This is a genomic window from Aromatoleum bremense (assembly GCF_017894365.1).
Taxonomy (GTDB): domain Bacteria; phylum Pseudomonadota; class Gammaproteobacteria; order Burkholderiales; family Rhodocyclaceae; genus Aromatoleum; species Aromatoleum bremense.
Genome location: NZ_CP059467.1, coordinates 1750849 through 1770713, shown reverse-complemented (window position 1 = coordinate 1770713; position 19865 = coordinate 1750849). Strand labels below are relative to the sequence as shown.

At 69.3% G+C, this 19865-nt stretch carries 16 protein-coding genes; 11 read left to right on the top strand and 5 right to left on the bottom strand.

Annotated features, from left to right (window positions below; all coding sequences use genetic code 11):
• Together recB and recD are read left to right on the top strand one after the other, a co-directional pair.
• On the top strand, nucleotides 1–3723 hold the full coding sequence (recB, locus tag pbN1_RS08405) for an exodeoxyribonuclease V subunit beta (RefSeq protein ID WP_244857208.1): 3723 nt from the start codon (nucleotides 1–3) through the stop codon (nucleotides 3721–3723).
• Complete coding sequence (gene recD / locus pbN1_RS08400; RefSeq protein WP_210147699.1) at nucleotides 3720–5567, top strand: exodeoxyribonuclease V subunit alpha; 1848 nt, start codon at nucleotides 3720–3722, stop codon at nucleotides 5565–5567. Before recB ends, recD begins: the two co-directional genes overlap by 4 nt.
• Before the next feature lie 79 nt (nucleotides 5568–5646).
• Here recD and pbN1_RS08395 read toward each other — a convergent pair whose 3' ends face one another.
• Nucleotides 5647–6459, bottom strand: coding sequence for a TOBE domain-containing protein (locus pbN1_RS08395; protein ID WP_169203482.1), 813 nt, complete (start codon nucleotides 6457–6459; stop codon nucleotides 5647–5649).
• Between the two features lie 247 nt (nucleotides 6460–6706).
• On the opposite strand from pbN1_RS08395, the gene modA reads away from it, so the two are divergent.
• The 4 genes from modA to pbN1_RS08375 are packed head-to-tail and all read left to right on the top strand — an operon-like array spanning nucleotide 6707 to nucleotide 9978.
• Nucleotides 6707–7462, top strand: a complete 756-nt coding sequence (gene modA / locus pbN1_RS08390; protein ID WP_169203483.1) for a molybdate ABC transporter substrate-binding protein — start codon at nucleotides 6707–6709, stop codon at nucleotides 7460–7462.
• A gap of 13 nt (nucleotides 7463–7475) precedes the next feature.
• Nucleotides 7476–8147 carry a molybdate ABC transporter permease subunit gene (gene modB / locus pbN1_RS08385; RefSeq protein WP_169203484.1) on the top strand — a complete coding sequence of 224 codons (672 nt, stop codon included), beginning with the start codon at nucleotides 7476–7478 and terminating at the stop codon, nucleotides 8145–8147.
• Entirely contained in the window at nucleotides 8144–9280 is a 1137-nt protein-coding gene (gene modC / locus pbN1_RS08380) for a molybdenum ABC transporter ATP-binding protein (protein WP_244857207.1), read from the top strand. The genes modB and modC overlap by 4 nt, the downstream gene beginning before the upstream one ends.
• A gap of 56 nt (nucleotides 9281–9336) precedes the next feature.
• The gene (locus pbN1_RS08375; protein WP_169203485.1) at nucleotides 9337–9978 is read left to right on the top strand and encodes an MBL fold metallo-hydrolase; all 642 of its coding nucleotides are present in this window, start codon (nucleotides 9337–9339) and stop codon (nucleotides 9976–9978) included.
• Nucleotides 9979–10030: 52 nt separating this feature from the next.
• On the opposite strand, the gene mscL is transcribed toward pbN1_RS08375, so the two are convergent.
• Entirely contained in the window at nucleotides 10031–10453 is a 423-nt protein-coding gene (gene mscL, locus pbN1_RS08370; protein WP_169117345.1) for a large conductance mechanosensitive channel protein MscL, read from the bottom strand.
• A 137-nt stretch (nucleotides 10454–10590) separates the two neighbouring features.
• Here mscL and pbN1_RS08365 point away from each other — a divergent pair, with 137 nt between their 5' ends.
• Nucleotides 10591–11916 (top strand): AsmA family protein, encoded by a 1326-nt coding sequence (locus pbN1_RS08365; protein WP_169204186.1) that lies wholly within the window; start codon nucleotides 10591–10593, stop codon nucleotides 11914–11916.
• On the opposite strand, the gene pbN1_RS08360 is transcribed toward pbN1_RS08365, so the two are convergent.
• Nucleotides 11900–12520, bottom strand: coding sequence for a trimeric intracellular cation channel family protein (locus pbN1_RS08360; protein ID WP_169204185.1), 621 nt, complete (start codon nucleotides 12518–12520; stop codon nucleotides 11900–11902). The genes pbN1_RS08365 and pbN1_RS08360 overlap by 17 nt on opposite strands.
• Between pbN1_RS08360 and pbN1_RS08355 the strand changes: the two genes are divergently transcribed.
• Nucleotides 12519–12770, top strand: a complete 252-nt coding sequence (locus pbN1_RS08355) for a hypothetical protein (protein WP_210147698.1) — start codon at nucleotides 12519–12521, stop codon at nucleotides 12768–12770. The two genes, pbN1_RS08360 and pbN1_RS08355, sit on opposite strands and share 2 nt — an antisense overlap.
• A gap of 129 nt (nucleotides 12771–12899) precedes the next feature.
• Entirely contained in the window at nucleotides 12900–16109 is a 3210-nt protein-coding gene (locus pbN1_RS08350) for a sensor domain-containing protein (protein ID WP_210147697.1), read from the top strand.
• A gap of 1 nt (nucleotide 16110) precedes the next feature.
• Here pbN1_RS08350 and mutY read toward each other — a convergent pair whose 3' ends face one another.
• Nucleotides 16111–17178 (bottom strand): A/G-specific adenine glycosylase, encoded by a 1068-nt coding sequence (mutY, locus tag pbN1_RS08345; protein WP_169204184.1) that lies wholly within the window; start codon nucleotides 17176–17178, stop codon nucleotides 16111–16113.
• 118 nt (nucleotides 17179–17296) lie between these two features.
• Here mutY and pbN1_RS08340 point away from each other — a divergent pair, with 118 nt between their 5' ends.
• The gene (locus pbN1_RS08340; protein ID WP_169203290.1) at nucleotides 17297–17797 is read left to right on the top strand and encodes a flavin reductase family protein; all 501 of its coding nucleotides are present in this window, start codon (nucleotides 17297–17299) and stop codon (nucleotides 17795–17797) included.
• 17 nt (nucleotides 17798–17814) lie between these two features.
• Here pbN1_RS08340 and pbN1_RS08335 read toward each other — a convergent pair whose 3' ends face one another.
• Nucleotides 17815–18063, bottom strand: a complete 249-nt coding sequence (locus tag pbN1_RS08335) for a hypothetical protein (RefSeq protein ID WP_169203288.1) — start codon at nucleotides 18061–18063, stop codon at nucleotides 17815–17817.
• A 109-nt stretch (nucleotides 18064–18172) separates the two neighbouring features.
• On the opposite strand from pbN1_RS08335, the gene pbN1_RS08330 reads away from it, so the two are divergent.
• Nucleotides 18173–19864: an ATP-binding protein gene (locus tag pbN1_RS08330; protein WP_210147696.1), complete on the top strand. Its 1692-nt coding sequence runs from the start codon at nucleotides 18173–18175 to the stop codon at nucleotides 19862–19864.
• Nucleotide 19865 lies beyond the last annotated feature (1 nt).

Sequence of the window (19865 nt, the reverse complement as noted above, 5' to 3'; positions counted from 1 at the left end):
ATGACGATGCATGCCGCCGCGCTGCCGGCTGCCGCAACTCCCCGCGCCGACGAGCTCGACGTCTTCGAATGCCCGCTCGACGGCATCCGCCTGATCGAAGCGTCGGCAGGCACCGGCAAGACGTGGAACATCTGCGGCCTGTTCCTGCGCCTGCTCGTCGAGCGCGAACTGCCGGTCGACGCGATCCTCGTCGTGACGTTCACGCGCGCCGCGACCGCCGAACTGAAAAGCCGCGTGCGCGAGCGCATCGCCGGCACGCTCGCGTATCTCGACGGCACCGCCGCCGACGGCGACCCGTTCGTGGCGCAACTCGTCGCCGCGCTCGAGTCGCGGGCGATCGCGCGCGCGCAGATCCGCGAGCGGCTCGACCTGGCGCTGCAGACGTTCGACGAAGCGGCGATTTTCACGATCCACGGCTACTGCCAGCGCGCGCTGGCCGACACGCCGTTCGCCGCCGCGCTGCCGTTCGCGCTCGAACTCGCCGAAGACGACCTCGAGCTGCGCCTGGAGGCGACGCGCGACTTCTGGCGCCGCGAAATCGCCAGCGACGACTGTCCGGCCGAACTCGGCGAACTGCTGATCGCGCGCGGCGACAGCCCGGAGCGCTGGGCCGCGCTGCTCGGGCGCTATCTCGCCCGCCCGCTCGCGCAAAAACGCTGGCCGGAAAATGAAAATAGGGGACAGACCACGTTTTTCGGAGAAAAACGTGGTCTGTCCCCTATTTTCCCGGCGTTTGCCGACGCCTGCGCGCTGTGGAACGGCAACGGGCGCGAGGCCCATGACGCGCTGCTTGCCGGCCTGCCGGGCCTGAGCGCGACGAGCTACAAGGCCGACGGCGTCGCGCTGGCAGCGAAAAACTGGACGAGCTGGCTCGCCGGCGGCGACCCGCTCGCGCCGCTCGACGTGCAGGACGGCAAGTTCGCGCTGTTCTCAGTGACGCGCCTCAATGAATGCGTGAAGAAGCACTGCAGCGCGCCGCAGCACCCTTTCTTCGACGCCGCGGCGCGCGTGCTCGCGTTGCGCGACGAGGTCATTGCCGCGCTCGACGCCGCGCGCCTCGCGCTGCTGCGCCGCTTTCTCGAAACGGGCTCGGCGCGCTTGCGCGAGACGAAACGCGAGCGGCGCCAGATCGCGTTCGACGACATCCTGTTCAACGTCCATGAAGCGCTCGCCGGCGACGACAACCCGTGGCTCGCCGCGGCGCTGCATCGGCGCTACCCGGTCGCGCTGATCGACGAATTCCAGGACACCGATCCGCTGCAGTTCGAGATTTTCCGCCGCATCTACGCCGACGGCGGACGGCACGGGGGACTCTTCCTCGTCGGCGACCCGAAGCAGGCGATCTACAGCTTCCGCAACGCCGACCTGCACACATACCTGCACGCCCGCGGCGAAGCCGACACGCGCTACACGCTGAGCCGCAACCAGCGTTCGGTCGGCGGCCTGATCGGCGCCTGCAACGCGCTGTTCACGGCGAACCCGGCGGCTTTCGTGCTCGACGGGTTGGCGTACGAGACGGTCAGCGAAGGCGCGAAACCGCGCCAGCGGTTCGTCGACTCGTCGGCCGCGGCCGATCCGGCGTCGCTGCGCGTGTGGTGGATTGCGCCGGATGCTGACGGCGTGCTGCCGCTGCGCGCCGCGGTCGTCGCCCGGGCGGCGGCAGCGACCGCGGCGGAGATCGTCCGGCTCGTCGGCGAAGGGGCTGCAGGACGCATCACGATCGGCCCCCGCGCGCTCGCCCCGGGCGATATCGCGGTGCTGGTCAAGAGCCACAGCCAGGGCGCGCGGATGCGTGAAGCGCTCGCCGCGCTCGGCGTCGGCAGCGTCGAGCTGTCGCAGCAGAGCGTTTTCCACAGCACGGACGCCGAGGAGCTCGAACGCGTGCTGCTCGCGATCGCCGAGCCGGCGCACCTGCCGTTGCTGTCGGCCGCGCTCGCGACCGCGCTGATGGGCTTCGACGCCGCCGCGCTCGACGCGCTCGCCGCCGACGAAGGTGCGCTGCTGCGCGTGATCGCCCGCTTCGCCGAGCTGCGCGAAGTGTGGCTCGCGCGCGGCCTCGGCGTGATGCTGCGGCGCTGGGTCGTGCAGGAGAGCGTCAACGTGCGCCTGCTCGCGCGCGACGATGGCGAGCGGCGGCTGACGAATCTGCTGCATCTGGCCGAATGCCTGCACGCGGCGGGCGTCGAACACCCGTCGCCGGACGCGCTGCTGCGCTGGTTCGCGAGCCGGCGGCGCGACGCGGGGGCGAGCGAGGCGACGCAAGTGCGGCTCGAATCCGACCGCAACCTCGTGCAGATCGTGACGATCCATCGTTCGAAGGGCCTCGAATACGGCGTCGTGTTCTGCCCTTTCCTGTGGGACGGCTTCGCCGGCCGCGGCGACGACGGCGAAGGCTGCGTCTATCACGACGCGGATGGCGGGTTGCTGCTCGACTTTCGCCCCGCCGCGCGCGACGACGACGACGTCAAGGCGCTGATGCGCCGCGAGCGCGACGCCGAGTTCCTGCGCCTCGTCTATGTCGCGATGACGCGCGCGGTGTACCGCTGCTATCTCGTCGCCGGCTGTTACCTGAAGAAGAACGGCAAGACGGCGTCGCCGACCGAGAGCACGCGCAGCCTGCTGAACTGGCTCGTCGCCGGCGCCGGCACAAGCCACGCGGAATGGCTCCGGCACAAGCTGACGACGGACGATATCGAGGCCGCGTGGGCACGGCTGCTCGAGCGTGCCGAACCCGATCTGGCGATCGTCAACCTGCCGGCAGGCGGCGGTGGGCGGCTGGCGATCGCCGAACCGGCCGCGGATGCGCTGCAGGTGCTGCCGCCCCCGGCGCGCCTGCCGTCCGCGTGGCGGATCGGCAGTTTCAGCGCACTGAACCACGGCGCGGGCAATGATGCGGCGGCGCAGGACCATGACGCCCGCGCCCTGCTGGTGGCGCCGATCGACGGCGCGACATCGATCGCGCCGGCCATAGCGCCCGGCGACGACGACATCCTGTTCTTCCCGCGCGGCCCTGCGGCCGGCGACTGCATCCACGCGGTGTTCGAACGGCTCGATTTCCCCGCTCCGGCGAGCCGCGCGCCGGCCATCGCGGCGGCGCTCGCCGAGCATCCGCAGCGCGGCGCCGGCGCGCCGCTCGCACGCATGCTCGAGCGCCTCGTCGATGACGTGCTCGCGACCCGGCTGCCCGGCGGCATCGTGCTCGGTCGCGTGGCCCGCAGCCGCACGCTCGTCGAACTCGGTTTCCACCTGCCGGCGCCGCGGCTGTCGGCCGAAGCGCTGAACGACTGGCTCGCGCGCGCGGGCTACGCGGTGCCGCGGCTCGCGTTCGGCGCGCTCGCGGGCTACCTGAAAGGCTACATCGACCTCGTCTTCGAGCATGACGGGCGTTTCTACGTCCTCGACTGGAAATCGAACCACCTCGGCTTCACGCCCGAAGACTATGCGCCGGCGCGCCTCGAAGAGGCGATGCGCGCGCACGGCTACCATCTCCAGCACCTGCTCTACAGCCTCGCGCTGCACCGCCATCTCGGGCGCACGCTGCCGGGCTACGACTTCGAGCGCCATTTCGGCGGCGCGCTGTATCTTTTCGTGCGCGGCGTACGGCCCGGCTGGCGGCTCGGCGAGCATCCGGCAGGCGTGTATGTCCACCGCCCGGACGCCGCAACCCTCGCTAGCCTCGACCGCCTGATCGGCGGCGTCCCCGCCCCGGAATCCGTGCGATGAACCCTCTCGACCTGCGCCCCGACCTGACTGCCGAAGCCGAGCTCGCGCACGGTTTTGCCGCGCATGTCGTGAGCTGGGCGCGCGCCGCCGGGGCACCGGACGCCTGCCTGCCGCGGCTGCGCGCGGCGGCGATGCGCGCGAGCCTCGCCGTCGCCGCCGGGCACGTGTGCGTGCCGCTCGCCGAGCTCGTCGCCGTGGACGAGACGGTTGCCGGGCTGCGCGAGGCGCTGCTCGCGAGCGGCGTCGTCGGCCGCGCGGCGGCGCCCGAGCCGCGGCCGCTGCTGCTCGACGCGGCCGACCGCCTGTACCTGCGCCGCCATTACGACTGGGAACGGCGTCTCGCGACCGCGCTCGTCGCGCGCGCCGCAAGCCCGCTGCCGGCGCCGCCGCGGGCCACCGTTGAGCGCCTCGGCGAACTTTTCGCCGCCAACGCCGCGCGGCTCGGCGGGCGCGCCGACTGGCAGAAGCTCGCCGTCGCGCTCGCGCTCGAACGGCGCCTGACCGTCATCAGCGGCGGGCCGGGCACCGGCAAGACGACGACCGTCGCGGCGCTGCTCGCATGCCTCTTGAGTGCCGAACCGGAACTGCGGGTCGCGCTCGCCGCGCCGACCGGCAAGGCCGCCGCGCGCATGCTCGACGCGCTGCGCGCGCGCAGCGCCTCCGTGCCGGAAGAGGTCCGCGGGCGGCTGCCGCAGACCTCGCACACGCTGCATCGCCTGCTCGGCGTGACGCCGCAGCCCGGCCGCTTCCGCCACCACGCCGGCAATCCGCTCGCGCTCGACGTGCTGGTCGTCGACGAGGCGTCGATGCTCGATCTCGCGCTCGCGACGCGGCTCGTCGACGCGCTGCCGCCGCACGCGCGCCTGATCCTGCTCGGCGACAAGGATCAGCTCGCCGCGGTCGAGGCCGGCGCGGTGTTCGCCGAGCTGTGCGCCGACGCGTCGCTCGAGGCTTCATGCGTCGCGCGGCTCGCCGCGCTGACCGGCACGCCGGCCGGGCGCATCGCGCCGCCGCCGCCGCGCCGCGCGACGCCGCTCGCCGGCAGCGTCGTGTGGTTCGTCGAGAGCCATCGTTTTTCCGCCGACTCCGGCATCGGCCGGCTCGCCGCCGGCATCAACGCGGGTGCCGGCGACGAAGTGCTCGCCTGGCTGCGCGAGGGCGCCGATTCGTCGGTCGAATGGCTCGCGGACGAGGGCGATGCGCCCGCCGCCGCGGTGCTCGCACGGCTGGAGCAGGGCTATGCCGGTTATCTCGACGCGTTGCGCACGTACGGCGGCGATCCGGCGCCGGTGTTCGCCGCGTTCGACCGTTTTCGCGTGCTGTGCGCGGTGCACGGCGGGCCGCGCGGCATCGATGCGACCAACGAGCGGCTGTCGCGCCACGCGCGCGCCGCGCTCGCGCATGCACCCGGCGCCGTCGCTGCGTCGCCGTGGTACCCGGGCCGGCCGGTAATCGTGCTGAAGAACGATTACCTGCTGCGGCTCTACAACGGCGACGTCGGCATCTGCCTGCCGGACGCGCACGGCGAGCTGCGCGTCGTGTTCCCCGACCCTGCCGGCGGCTGGCGCGAACTCGCGCCGCTGCGCCTGCCCGCCCACGACACCGCGTTCGCGATGACGGTGCATAAGGCGCAAGGCTCGGAGTTCGCGAAAGTGCTGGTGCTGCTGCCGGCGACGCCGGTGAAAGTGATGACGCGCGAACTGCTCTACACCGGCGTCACCCGCGCTGCGCGCAAAGTCGTGCTCGCGGGGCCGGAAGCGGTGCTGCTCGCCGCGTGCGGCACGCCGACCGTGCGCGAAAGCGGCCTGATCGACCGCCTGGTCGAAGCTGGCGGGCAAATTTAGCGGCGTTCGGCGTTCATTTCCCTCCCGTTCGCGGCTACGAGCGCGCGAGTGGTTTCTCGGCGCGCCGTCCTGATTCCGCTCACGCCGGGATGCCGAGAATCACGCTGGATGCCTTGAAAATTGCGGTGACGCGGGCGCCAACGGCAAGCCCGAGCGCATTGCTGCTTTCGTTGGTGATGATGGCTGCCACGGTACCTCCCCCCGGCAACTCGACGACCACCTCGGTGTTGACTGCGCCCGGCTGCACGCGCGAGACGGTGCCGGTCAGCCGGTTGCGGGCAGAAAATCTGGCGCCTTCATCGTCTGTGACGATGATGATCGACGAGGACTTGATGAGTGCGAAGGCGTCTGCCCCCGGGTGCAAGCCAAGCCCGTCGGTGCTCTCATGCGTGACGATCGCGACGATCTTCTGTCCGCCGGCGACCTCCAGTTCGATCTCGTCATTGACGGCCCCTTGCCTGACCTGAGTCACCTTGCCCAGAAACTGGTTGCGTGCGCTGGTTTTCATGTCGATTCTCCTGAGCAGCAAGAAATCGTCGGCGATCCCCTCGGCCTGTCGGCTGAGCCGATCGACGAAGCAGCGATGCTCCCGCTCGATAAGTTTGAAGTTCTTCACCAGTTGCTCGCCGCGCCGGGTCAATCGGGTGCCGCCGCCGCCCTTGCCCCCGGTCAGCCGCTCCACCAAGGGCTCGCCGGCGAGATTGTTCATGTTGTCGATGGCATCCCAAGCGGCCTTGTAGCTCATCTTGATCGCCTTGGCGGCCTGGGTGATGGAACCGCATTCGGCGATCTTGGCCAGCAGGGCGACGCGGCCCGGTCCCCCGAGGTTCTCCCCTCCGACCGTCATCCATATCGAGCCGTGCAACTCGATGGGCTTGTCTTTCGGCGCCATATGCTCAATGTCCGTTTGATGCTGAGGCGGAAAGCATATCGGGAACCGGTCGCAGTTGTCGCATCCCCGGAGTGCAGTCCGCGTTTCCCCTGCGCCGTGCCCGATTCGTCGAAGATGTGCCCTCTTTACAGGGCTGGAACATAAACCGTAATATAGACACGAATATTACGAAATCAAGGCTTCTTTCCGGGCATATTCGATCTGAACCTGGAAGTGTGAAAAATCCCAAAATCCACAGGGAGGTTTTATGAAATTCCGTTTCGTGCGACTGCTCGTTGCCGCGAGTTGCATCGCGTCCGCCGTCGCCGCCCACGCAGCCGAAGTCCAGGTCGCGGTCGCCGCGAACTTCACCGCGCCGATGCAGAAGATTGCCGCCGAGTTCGAGCGCGACACCGGTCACACGGCGCTGCTCGCGTTCGGCGCGACCGGCAAGTTCTACGCGCAGATCAAGAACGGCGCGCCGTTCGAGGTCTTCCTTGCCGCCGACGACAAGACCCCGACGCGGCTCGACGAGGAGGGCGTAACGGTGCCCGGCAGCCGCTTCACGTACGCGATCGGCCGGCTGGTGCTGTGGTCGGCGCAGCCCGGTGTCGTCGATGACCAAGGCGAGGTGCTCGGGCGCGGCGATTTCCGCCACCTCGCGATCGCGAACCCGAAGACCGCGCCGTATGGCGCGGCCGCGATGGAAGTGCTGCGCCGGCTCGGTCTCGCCGATGGCATCGCCGCGCGGCTCGTGACCGGCGAGAACATTTCCCAGACCTACCAGTTCGTCGCCACCGGCAACGCCGAGCTCGGCTTCGTCGCGTTGTCGCAGGTGATGGTCGACGGCAAGCTGACCGGCGGCTCGGCCTGGCAGGTGCCGGCCGGGCTGTACGACCCGATCCGCCAGGACGCGGTGATCCTCGCCGCGGGCCGCGACAAGCCGGCCGCGCGGGCGCTCGCCGACTACCTGCGCGGCGACAAGGCGGTCGCGATCATCAAGTCCTACGGTTACGGGCTGTGACGCAGGGGCGGCAATGATCACTGCAGCCGATCTCGCCGCGATCCGCCTGACGCTGGAACTCGCCGCGACGACGACGGCGATTCTGCTCGTCGTCGGCACGCCGGTCGCGTGGTGGCTCGCGCGCACCGGTTCGCGCTGGAAAGCCGTCGTCGGCGCGGTCGTCGCGCTGCCGCTGGTGCTGCCGCCGACGGTGATCGGTTTCTATCTGCTGGTCGCGCTCGGGCCGCACGGTCCGGTCGGCCAGCTCACGCAGGCGCTCGGACTCGGCCTCTTGCCGTTCACGTTTGCCGGGCTCGTCGTCGGCTCGGTGTTCTACTCGCTGCCGTTCGTCGTGCAGTCGCTGCAGAACGCGTTCGAGGCGATCGGCGAGCGTCCGCTCGAAGTCGCGGCGACGCTGCGCGCCGGCGCGATCGACACGTTCTTCAGCGTCGTGCTGCCGCTCGCGCGGCCCGGCTTCGTCACCGCGACGATCCTCGGCTTCGCGCATACCGTCGGCGAATTCGGCGTGGTGCTGATGATCGGCGGCAACATCCCGGACAAGACGCGCGTCGTCTCGGTGCAGATCTACGACCACGTCGAGGCGCTCGAGTACGCCGAGGCGCACTGGCTGTCGGCGGGCATGCTGGTGTTCAGCTTCGTCGTGCTGCTCGCGCTGTACGGGCAGAAGAAGGGAGCGGTGCGGTGAGCGGCGCTGCGCCGTTCGGCCCCGGCGCCGCGCGAACCGGCGCGATGGCGGGTGACGAGGCCGCGATCCGCGCGCGCTTCGGCCTCGGCTGGCCGGGTTTTCGGCTCGACGTCGACCTCGCCTTGCCCGGGCGCGGCGTGATCGCGCTGTTCGGCCATTCGGGGTCGGGCAAGACCACGCTGCTGCGCTGTCTCGCGGGACTGGAGCGCGCCGCGGACGGGTATCTCGCGGTGCGCGGCGAGCTGTGGCAGGACGAGGCGCAGCGCCTCTTCGTGCCGACACACCGGCGCCCGCTCGGCTACGTGTTCCAGGAAGCGAGCCTGTTCGCGCACCTGACGGTGCGGCGCAACCTCGAATTCGGCCTGAAGCGCGTCCCGGCCGCGTCGCGCCGCATCCCGCTCGACCAAGCGATCGCGCTGCTCGGCATCGAGCCGCTGCTCGACCGCATGCCCGGGCGCCTGTCCGGCGGCGAACGCCAGCGCGTCGCGATCGCGCGGGCGCTGGCGACGAGTCCGAGGCTGCTGCTGATGGACGAGCCGCTCGCGGCACTCGATGTGAAGCGCAAGCAGGAAATACTGCCCTACCTCGAACGCCTGCACGCCGAGCTCGACATCCCGGTTGTCTATGTCAGCCACGCGCCCGAGGAAGTCGCGCGGCTGGCCGACCACGTCGTGCTGCTCGCTGACGGGCGTGCGCTCGCCGTCGGGCCGATCGGCGAAGTGATGGCGCGTCTCGATCTACCGTTCGCGCACGACGAGGATGCGTTCGTCGTCATCGATGCCCGCGTTGCCGCGCATGACGAGGCCTACGCGCTGACGCGGCTCGAATTCGCCGGACTGCCGCTGTGGATCACCGGCCTCGACATGCCGCTCGCGTCCCGCGTCAGGGCGCGCGTGCTCGCCCGCGACGTCAGCCTGGCGCTCACCGAGCGCCACGATTCGAGCATCCTCAACGTGCTGCCGGCGCGCGTCGTGTCGCTCGACGAGGCCGATCCGGGGCGCACGCTGGTGCGTCTCGACGTTGCCGGCACGGCGCTGCTGGCGCGCATCACGCGCCGTTCGGCCGCGCAGCTCGGCATCGTGCCGGGCCGCGACGTGTATGCGCAGGTCAAGGGCGTCGCGCTGCTGCGCTAGCGCAGTGAAATTTACGGCTAAACTGTCGCGCTGCTCAACCCGGATCCCCGCCTGCCATGATCGACCTGCGCATCGTCCCCGTGACCCCTTTCGAACAGAACTGCAGCATCGTGTGGTGCGACAAGACGCGCAAGGCCGCCGTCGTCGACCCCGGCGGCAACCTCGAGCGCATCCTCGCGAAAGCGAAGGAGCTCGGCGTCACGATCGAGAAGATCCTGATCACGCACGGCCATATCGATCACGCCGGCGGCACCGCGCAGCTCGCGCGCGAACTCGGCGTGCCCGTCGAAGGACCGCAGGAGGCGGACCTTTTCTGGATCGCCGGCATCCCGCAACAGGCCAAGACGTTCGGCTTTCCCGGCGCCGAGAGCTTCGAGCCCGATCGCTGGCTGCACGATGGCGACACGGTGACGGTCGGCGACGAGACGCTCCGCGTCATCCACGTGCCGGGCCACACGCCCGGCCACGTCGCGTTCTTCCACGCCGATGCGCGGCTGGCGATCGTCGGCGACGTGCTGTTCGCGGGTTCGATCGGCCGCACGGATTTCCCCCAGGGCGACCACGCGACGCTGATCCGCTCGATCCGGCAGAAGCTCTTTCCGCTCGGCGACGACATCACGTTCGTCCCTGGTCACGGGCCGACCTCGACGTTCGGCGAGGAACGCCGCAGCAACCCGTACGTCGGCGATCACGCCTGAGGCCGCGCGGGCGAGGCCGTTCCCGCAAGGGTGTGCCGACGGCCTCGCCCGTTCAGCCGCGCTTGAGCGCGTCGCGGATTTCGCGCAGCAGCTTGACCTCTTCGGGCTCGACCGGCGGCGGGGGCGGGGGCGGCGGTTCCGCGCGCTTGAGGCGGTTGATCGCCTTGACGGCGACGAAGATCGCGAACGCGATGATGAGGAAGTCGATCGTCGTGTTGATGAACTGCCCGTATTTCACCAGCGGCGCTCCGGCCTTCTCGGCGGCTTCCATCGTCTCGTAGGTCTGGTCGCCGAGATTGATGTACAAGTGCCGGAAATCGACGCCGCCGAGCAGCCGTCCGATCACCGGCATCACGATGTCCTTGACGAGGGAATCGACGATCTTGCCGAACGCGGCGCCGATGATGACACCGACTGCCAGATCGATGACGTTGCCGCGCATGGCGAACTCTTTGAACTCACGCATAAAGCTCATTCCGGATACTCCCCTGTCGTTGTTGTCCCCGGGATGGCGCCGCGAAACCGATGCCTGCGCCATCTTAGCGCCTGCCAATGGCGCTGCACAGCACCCCTGCCCGACCCGCGTTCGCCGCACGACAATACTTCCGTGACATGAACGGGTCGATTCGCGCGCGCCGCGTGCCGGTTTTCTTCGCGCTGTTCCTCGCCCTGGCAGCGATCGTCATCGCGGCCGGCGTGCGCCTCGGCGGGGAATGGCTGCGGGCCGAGTTCGAACGCCGCCTGCAGGCCCGCGTCGTGCCGGCCGTGCACGTCGACGGTCCCGTTCGCGTGCGGCTGTGGCCGGCTCCGGGGCTGGTCGTCAACGGCATACGGGTCGCGGGCGACGGCGAAGCTGACGCGCTCGAAATCCGCGCTTTGGCGGTCGAGCTCGAGCCGGCGCCGCTGCTGCACGGTCGCGTCGTGCTGGCGTCGCTAACGCTCGAAGGGGCCGACATCGTTTTGCGGCGCGGCGACGAAGGGCACTGGAACCTCGCAGGCTGGCTGCGCCCCGACGCGGCGGCAGGGGGCGACGGCGCTGCCGTGCCGATCGGCAGGCTCGTGGTCGCGAACACGGCGCTTCGCCTCGTCGGCGCCCGCGGCGAGCTGCTCGCCGAACTATCGGACCTGCGCCTCACGGCAGGCCCGCTCGCCCCGGGCATGGCCGGTACGTTCGAGCTGCATGCTCGCGCCACGTCCGGTGCCGCGTTCGCCGCGGATCTGCGGATCGCGTCGGGCGGAGACTATCGCTTCGACGAAGGCGCTGCGACAGTGGAAAACCTGTCGTTCAGCGCCCAGGGCAGCGCGGCGCAGTGGCGCGTCGAGCGTGGCGAAGCGCACGTCGCGCAGCTGCGCCGGGAACGTGACGGCACCGTGCGGCTCGGCGACAGCCGGTTCGCCCTCGATCTGGCGGCGGGCGAAAGTGCGCTGGCGGTGCAGGGCAGTCTCGCGACGCTGGAGATGGCCGCGGTCAGCGGCACGGCCGGTCGGGCGGCTGCCGGCACCGCGCCCGGCGGCACCGCGATCGACGTGAGCATCGCGGGCGGCACGGTCGAGCTGCCGCACCCGGGGGGCGAGCCGGCGCCGCTGAAGGTTTCGTTTTCGTGCGACCTGCGCTTCGATCCGGCAGGATCGTCCGTCCGCGGCACCGTCGCCGGCAGTTTCGACGACAGCCGTTTCGACGGCCGCTGGCGCTTCGAGCCGGACGCGGTGCCGCCGCTCGGCGTCGCGCTGTCGCTCGACCGGCTGAATCTCGATCGCTATCTGCCGCCGCCGGACGCAGAGCCCGCACCGGCGGACATGACGGGGTGGCGCAACTGGCCGGTCGAGGCGGATCTGCGGGTCGGCCGGCTGATGGTCGGCGGGCTCGTGAGCGAGAATGCGCGCCTGCGGCTGACCGACCGCCCCGTTTCCGCGAATACGGCTACAGGCGCGCGCTGAACACCGGCAGGCGCCAGCCGAAGCGCATCGCGCCAAGGCGGATCACGAGCACCAGAACGCCGGCGGCGAGTGCCGACGTGCCGGGCGTCGCTCCGGATGCCTTCATCGCGATCAGCAGCAGTGCGCCGGCCCAGGACGCGGTCGCATACAGTTCGCCGCTGAACACCAGCGGCACCTCGTTGCACAGCACGTCGCGCACGATGCCGCCGAATACGCCGGTGACGACGCCCATCAGGCTCGCGACGAGCCACGGCGCGCCGAGCGCAAGGGCCGCCTGCGTGCCGCTGACGGTAAACAGCGCGAGGCCGACGGCGTCCGGCAGCAGGAAGAGTTTGCCTGGCAGGCGCACGAAGCGCACCAGCGCGAAAGTCACAAGCCCGGCCGTCAATGCGGTGATCAGATAGCTCTGATCGGCGATCCAGAACACCGTGCGGTCGAGCAGCAGGTCGCGCAACGAACCACCGCCGAGCGCTGCCGCGAGCGCGACGATGACCACGCCGAAGAGGTCGAAAGGCTTGCGTCCGGCTTCGAGCACCCCGGCGGCCGCCTGGGCGGCGACGCCGGCGAGGCCGATGCCATAGACGAGAATATCGATCGGAATCATGGGGCGCGAGAATAGCATCGCCGCGCGCCGTCTTGCGGGCGCGTTGTGGGGCGCGCTGGTGGTGATCGCGATTCCGCAGGCCATTTCGCTCGCGAGCGAGGAGGTGTTGCCGCCGAACCTCGCCGCCGCTGCGGCGGGCCTCGAGACAATGCTGTTCGGAGCGGTCGTCGTCGCGGTGATCGTGCTGCGTCCCGAGGGGCCTGGCAGGTCGGGCATCGCGCAGTTCGTCCTGAATCGGGGACATTGGTGAAGTGATTGGCATCGAAATTTCGCGGCATCGCGCTAAAGTGGCGATCTGCCTATGTCAATTCAGGGAGTGCGCCGGCGTGAGGGAACTCTTGGTGTCTGATGCGCCGCCCGGACGGGGGCCGGAGTGATCATGGCGAACTGGTCGGAGTACGTTCGGCAGCGCCGTCCGCTCGTGGTCGGGATCGTCGCTTTCCTCATCGCCGGGATGGTTTCCGGCTTCCTCGTGCTGGGCCTCGATCACCGGCTCGGCACCTGGCTGTCGAGCGCCGAGCCGGGGGCCGGCCTGGGCGACAACCTGGTGCTGTCGTTGAACGCCGCCGTGGCGCTGCTGTTCAGCCTGCTGCTCGGCTGGCTGGCAAACCAGATGGTGCAGCTGCGCGCGCACCGGGCCGACCTGCAGCGCCTGGTGGCGGCGCGCAGCGCCGAAGTGCGGGCGCGCGAGGCGGAGCTGGATCGTGCCCAGTCGGTGGCGTACGTCGGCGAACAGCAGCTGCGCAAGTTGTCGACCGCGATCGAATGCAGCCCGGCCTCGATCGTGATCACCGATCGCAGCGGAAACATCGAGTACGTCAATCCGCAATTCGAACGCTGCACCGGCTATACCGCGCAAGAGGTAGTGGGAAAAAATCCACGCGTGCTCAAGTCGGGCAATCGTTCGGCGGAGGAGTACGCGGTGCTGTGGGCGACGATCACTCACGGCCACGTGTGGCGCGGTGAATTCGAGAACATTCGCAAGGACCGTACGCATTACTGGGAGACGGCCTCGATTGCTCCAATCCGGGCGGATGACGGGACGATTTCGGGCTTTGTCGCGGTCAAGGAAGACATCACGCTGCAGAAGCGGGCCGAGCGCGAGCTGCGCGAGCGTGAAGTGAAGCTTGCCGCGCTGATTGCGTCGTTGCCGGACCTGATGTTCGTCATCGACCGGAACCGGCGCATCGCAGAATTCCATGCCCCCGATCCCGGACTGCTGCTGACTGCACCGGCGCAGTTTCTCGGCCGTTCGTATGCCGAAACGCTGCCGCCGGCGGTGGTCGTGAAGCTCGACGCGGCGCTGGAGGAAATTTCCGCCACGGGGGAGCCGCGGCAGGTCGAATACACGCTCGACCTGCCGCGCGGCAGGCATCATTTCAACGCATCGATCAGCCGGCTCGCCGGCGCCGGCCTCGCCCCGGAGGGGTTCATCGTGCTGGTGCGCGACATCACCGAGCGCGTGCGCATGGAACAGGCGCTGGTCGAAAGCGAACTGCGCTACCGCGAGCTGTTTGCGAACAGCCGCGTCGTGATGCTGGTCATCGACCCCGTCGACGGCAGTATCGTCGATGCGAACGCCAAGGCTTGCGAATATTACGGCTACGACCTGGCCACGCTCACGCGCATGAGGATCTGGGGCATCAACGTGCTGGGTCGAGAGCAGATCCAGCGCGAGATGGCGCAGGCGCAGGCGCGCGAGGCCGACACGTTCCGCTTCCGTCACCGGCTCGCCAGCGGTGAATTGCGCGATGTCGAGGTGGCCAGCGGCCCGATCGAGATTGCCGGCAGGAAGCTGCTCTACTCAGTCGTTCAGGATGTCACCGAACGCAAACGCGTCGAGGAGCGCATGCGCCAGGCGATGGTGGTGTTCAATGCCTGCAGCCAGGGCATCATGACGACCGATGCGCGAGGCGTGGTCACGTCCGTCAACCCTGCGTTCTGCACCATTACCGGCTACCTCTCGGCCGAAGTCATCGGCCGCAAGTCGTCGATGTTCAAGCCCGAACGCCATGAGGCCACGTTCTTCGATGCGATGTGGACGTCGATCGTCGAGAGCGGCAGCTGGGCAGGCGAAGTGGGGAGCCGGCGCAAGGACGGCGGCACTTATCCGCAGTGGGTCACTGTCACCGCCGTGCGCGACACCGACGGCAAGGTCGCGGAGTACGTCACGCTGTTCAGCGATATCACCGAGCGCAAGCAGCAGGAAGTCGCGATGTGGCGCCAGGCCAACTTTGACCCGCTCACCGGGCTGGCCAACCGCAGCCTGCTGCAGGACCGCCTCGGTCGCGCGCTCGCCCAGGCCCGTCGTCATGCGTGCAAGGTCGGGCTGCTGTTCCTCGACCTCGACGGCTTCAAGTGGATCAACGATTCGCTCGGCCACGACGTCGGCGACGAATTGCTGGTGGATGTCGCGCGCCGTCTCAACACCTGCGTGCGCGACGAGGACACCGTCGCGCGCCTGGGCGGCGACGAGTTCACGGTCGTCGTGCACAACCTTGTCGACCCTGCGGACCTCGGCGCAATCGCAGACAAACTCGTCGCCGTGCTGCGCGAGCCTTTCGCGCTGCACGGTGCGTGCCACCATATTTCCGGCAGCATCGGCATCACCGTGTTTCCCGACGACGGCGACGATGTCCAGACGCTGCTGCGCAACGCCGACATCGCGATGTACAAGGCCAAGCAGGCGGGCAAGAACCGCGCCCAGTTCTATGCCCATCACATGCAGGCCGACGCGCTCGCGCGCGTGCACCTCGAAGCGGATCTGCGCATTGCCATCGAACAGCGCGCATTCGAGCTGCATTACCAGCCGATCGTCGACAGCGCGAGCGGCACGCTGGTCGGTGCCGAGGCGCTGATCCGCTGGAACCATCCCGAGCGCGGCATGATCTCGCCAATCGAATTCATCCCGGTGGCGGAAGACTGCGGGCTGATTGTCCAAATCGGCGAATGGGTGTTGCGCGAAGCCATGCGCCAGCGCCGCGACTGGCTGGCGCGCGGCTATCCGCCGCTGCGCCTCGCGGTGAACGTGTCGGGCGTGCAGTTCGGCGAAGCCGGCCTGCCGGAGCTGCTGCGCACGCTGCTCGCGGAGTGCGACGCCGCACGCGACTCACTGATCCTCGAAATCACCGAATCGGTGCTGATGGGCGGCAGCGAAAACGTCGAGGCCCGCATGCGCGACATCAAGGAGCAGGGCATCTGCTTCGCGCTCGACGATTTCGGCACCGGTTTCTCGTCGCTGTCCTACCTCAAGCGCTTCCCCGTCGATATCGTCAAGATCGACCGCAGCTTCGTGCGCGACTGCCCGGACGACCGCAACGATGCGAGCCTCGTCGAAGCGATCATCAACATGGCGCACAGCCTCGGGCTGCGCGTGACCGCCGAAGGCGTCGAATCGGCCGAACAGCGCGAATTCCTGCGCGCGCTGGGCTGCGATTACCTGCAGGGCTACCTGATCGGCAAGCCGCTGGCGGCCGACGCGTTCGAGGCGATGATGGTGCCGCTGCGAAGCGTCGCCGCCGCCTTTACCGGCGGAAGGCGCCGCGCTTTTGGCTGCACTGAAGCTTCGTTTTTCGCCAAACGCAACTGACTCACGCTCCGGTGGCGAGCGCGTCGAGAATGCGCCGCACCGGCGTTGGCAGCCCGGCCGCGTCCAGGTCGGCGAGCGCGAGCCAGCGATGTCCGGCTTCGGCGAGATTGCGCCCCGCCTCGCAGACCTCGAAGCGGATCGGCGTGATCTCCAGGCGGAAATGCGTGAACGCGTGGTTCAGCGGGGCGAGCGGGAGGCTCGCGCGTGGCGCGAGGCCGAAGCGCGTTTGCAGCCAGCGCCCGGCGTCCGGCTCGCTGTCGGGAATTTCCGGCAGCGCGAGCAGGCCGCCCCAGATGCCGGCGGGTGGACGCCGCTCGAGCAACACGCGGCCTGCCGCATGAATCACCGCGACGCGCACCCGACGCTGCGGCACGGCCTTGCGCGGACGCGCCGCCGGCAGTTCGGCGATGCGGTCCTCGCGGCGCGCGACACACGAGTCGGCGAGCGGGCAGCGTGCGCACGCCGGACGGCTGCGCCTGCACACCGTCGCGCCCAGGTCCATCTGCGCCTGGATGTAGGTGCCGACGCCGGAGTCGGGCAGCAGCGATTCGGCCAGCGCCCACAGCCGCGCCTCGACCGCCCGCTCGCCGGGAAAGCCGTCGACGCCGAACACCCGGCACAGCACCCGCTTGACGTTGCCGTCGAGGATCGCCGCGCGCTCGCCGAACGCGAATGCCGCGATCGCCGCCGCGGTCGAGCGGCCGATGCCGGGTAGTCGGGCGATTGCTGCGGCGTGCGACGGGAAGTCGCTGCCGTGAAGGTCGACCACCACCTGCGCCGCCTTGTGCAGGTTGCGCGCCCGAGCGTAGTAGCCGAGCCCGCTCCACAGCGCGAGCACATCATCGACCGGCGCCGCGGCGAGCGTCGCCAGGTCCGGGAAGCGCGCCAGAAAGCGCGCGTAGTACGGGATCACCGTGTCGACCTGCGTCTGCTGCAGCATGATTTCCGACAGCCAGATGCGATACGGATCGGGGGGGCGGCCGGACGTGTGCTGCCAGGGCAGGTCGTGTCGGCCGTGGTGGCGATGCCAGTCGATGAGCCGTGCGGCGAAAGTCGTGCCTGTATCCATTGCCCGCTGTTCCATTCGTCTGCGTTGCCCGATGCCGCCTGCGCAGCGATAATCCTCGGATCCATTCACTTCAGGTGCGGCGGGCGAGAACCTGCGATCCGCCGCCCAGCCCCCGCCCATGTCCCAGCCGCCCGTCACCCACCAGGAATTCACCCGCGCCTTCCGCGACACGCTCGGCATGTTCGCCACCGGCATCGCGGTGGTCACGACCCGGGCAGCGAACGGCGAAGCGATCGGGCTGACGGTCAATTCGTTCAACTCCGTTTCGCTCGACCCGCCGCTGATCGTCTGGAGCCTTGCGCGCCACCTGCAGAGCCTGCCGGTGTTCGAAGCCTGCGAATACTACGCGGTCAACGTGCTGTCGGAAGACCAGCAGCACCTGTCGCAGCTCTTCGCGACGCGCTCCGACGAAAAGTTCGCCGGCCTGGACATCGACGAAGGCCTGTACGGCGTGCCGCTGCTGCGCGGCTGCTGCGCCCGCTTCGAATGTCGCAACACCGTGCGCCACGAAGGCGGCGACCACCTCCTGTTCCTGTCGGAAGTCGTCCGCTTCGACCGCGAGGACCACCCGCCGCTGATTTTCCACAGCGGCGCCTACCGGCGGCTCGCGCGCGATTGAAGCGGTGCGGCCGAACGTCACCGCGTGTGCCGGTGGCGCTCGTTGCGATACACCGGCCACCGGCGTAAATCAACACTCAATGCGGTTGCGCCGTTGGCCTGCTCGACGCCCAGCGCACGCTCTACGCCGCCGAGCAGGAGCTGATCGCGGCGCGCCTCGCCGAAGCGAGTAACCGGGTGGCGCTGTGCCGGGTGCTGGGCGGCGGCTGGCAGTAGCTTGGGCGAGCGGGCGCGCCGGTGGGCCGCCTGCGCCACCGCCTTTGTCATGGGTTGCCTCCCGGGAAAGCGCGGCGCACACTTTCGCCCGATGAATCCCGGCCCCCACCCTAAAGAACCCAGGCGTGTCAGAGCGGCCTTCATCGGCCCCTTTGCCATCATGCTGGCGTTCATCGTAGGGGTGTTCGCGACGGCCATCTTCTTCGTCGAAAACCGCATCCGCGATCAGGATCTGGCCGAGCGATCGGCGTCGGTGGCGAAACTGTTCGCACAGAAGCTGGACAAGGACACCAACCTGATGCGGGCGGTGCTGCAGGCGGTGATGTCCAACGAGGCGGTGGAGCGCGCGTTCGTCAAGGGCGATCGCAAGGGCCTCGCGCGGCAAGGGGGGGCCCTGTTCGAGACGCTGCGCACCGAGCACCGCATCACGCACCTCTATTTCACCGGGGCCGACCTGGTGAACTTGTATCGGCTGCACAGCCCCGGCGAGTTCGGCGACCAGATCAACCGCATGACCATGGTGAGGGCCAGGGAGCAGGAGAAGACCGTGCGCGGGCTCGAGCTGGGTCCCCTCGGTACGCTCACCTTGCGCCTGGTGGCGCCGTGGCGGCGCGACGCAAAGGTGCTCGGCTATCTCGAGATCGGCGAGGAGATCGAGCACCTGCTCGACGAGATCGGCGACAGCCTGTCGGTGGGTCTCGCGGTGCTGGTGGAAAAGCGCTTCCTGCTGCCCGAACAGTGGCAACGCGGCATGTCGCTGATGGAACGTCACGGCGACTGGAACCGCTTCGACACTCATGTCGCCCTGGCGCAGACGACCGCCCGGCTGCCGGCAGCCCTTGATGACCGGACCTTCGGCAAGTTGCTCGCCGGCGACACGGTGGGCCTGCAGGAGCAGGCGCGCAAGCTGCACGTCGCACTCCTGCCCCTCGACGATGCCGGCGGACGCCACATCGGCGAGCTGGTGGTGATCCGCGACATCACCGCGCTGGAATCGATGTTCCGCTGGTCGACGGTGACCGTCATCGGGCTGAGCCTGCTGGCCGCCGCCAGCGTGCTGGGGGCCTTCGGCGTCGCGCTGGCGCGCGTGGAGCGGGATTACCTGCGCCAGCACGACCTCGAGCATCAGCTGCTGCGCCTCAACACCGAGCAGCATCGCATCCTGCAGCTGGAAAAGCTGTCGGCCCTCGGTACGATGGTGGGCGGCATCGCCCACCAGCTCAACAATCCGCTGGTGGGCGTCGTCAACATGGCCGAGCTCGCCCAGCGGGAAGCGGAGAATCCGCCGCGCACGCGCGCGCTGCTGGACGATATCCGGCGCGCGGGCAAGGATTGCCACGCCTTTCTGCGGCGTATGCTGGCCTTCTCCAAGGGGTCGTCGTTCGAGCGCATGCCGACGCCGATGGGGCCGCTGATCGACGAGACGGTCCTCCTGTTCCGCCAGGCCGAAACGCGCCACCTGCCGGTGGAGGTCCGCTTGCCTGCGGCGCCGGTGGTGCTCGACGTCGACCCCATCCTGATCCGCCATGCGCTCTTCAACCTGCTGCTCAACGCGGCGCAGGCCACTCCGGGCGATGACGCCATCGTGATCGTGCTGGAACCCGCGGCCAATCCCGACAACGGTGCGCCGGGCTGGTGTCTGTCGGTCACCGACCATGGCACGGGCATCGCGGCGGCGGCGATGGACAAGCTCTTCGTGCCCTTCTTCACGACCCGCAGCGACGGCACCGGCCTCGGCCTGCCGGTGGTGCAGCACGTGGCGCTGCTCCATGACGGGCGTGTGGACGCAGCCAACCAACCCGGCGGCGGCGCGCGATTCGCGCTGTGGCTGCCGCACGACGCAACGGACTAGA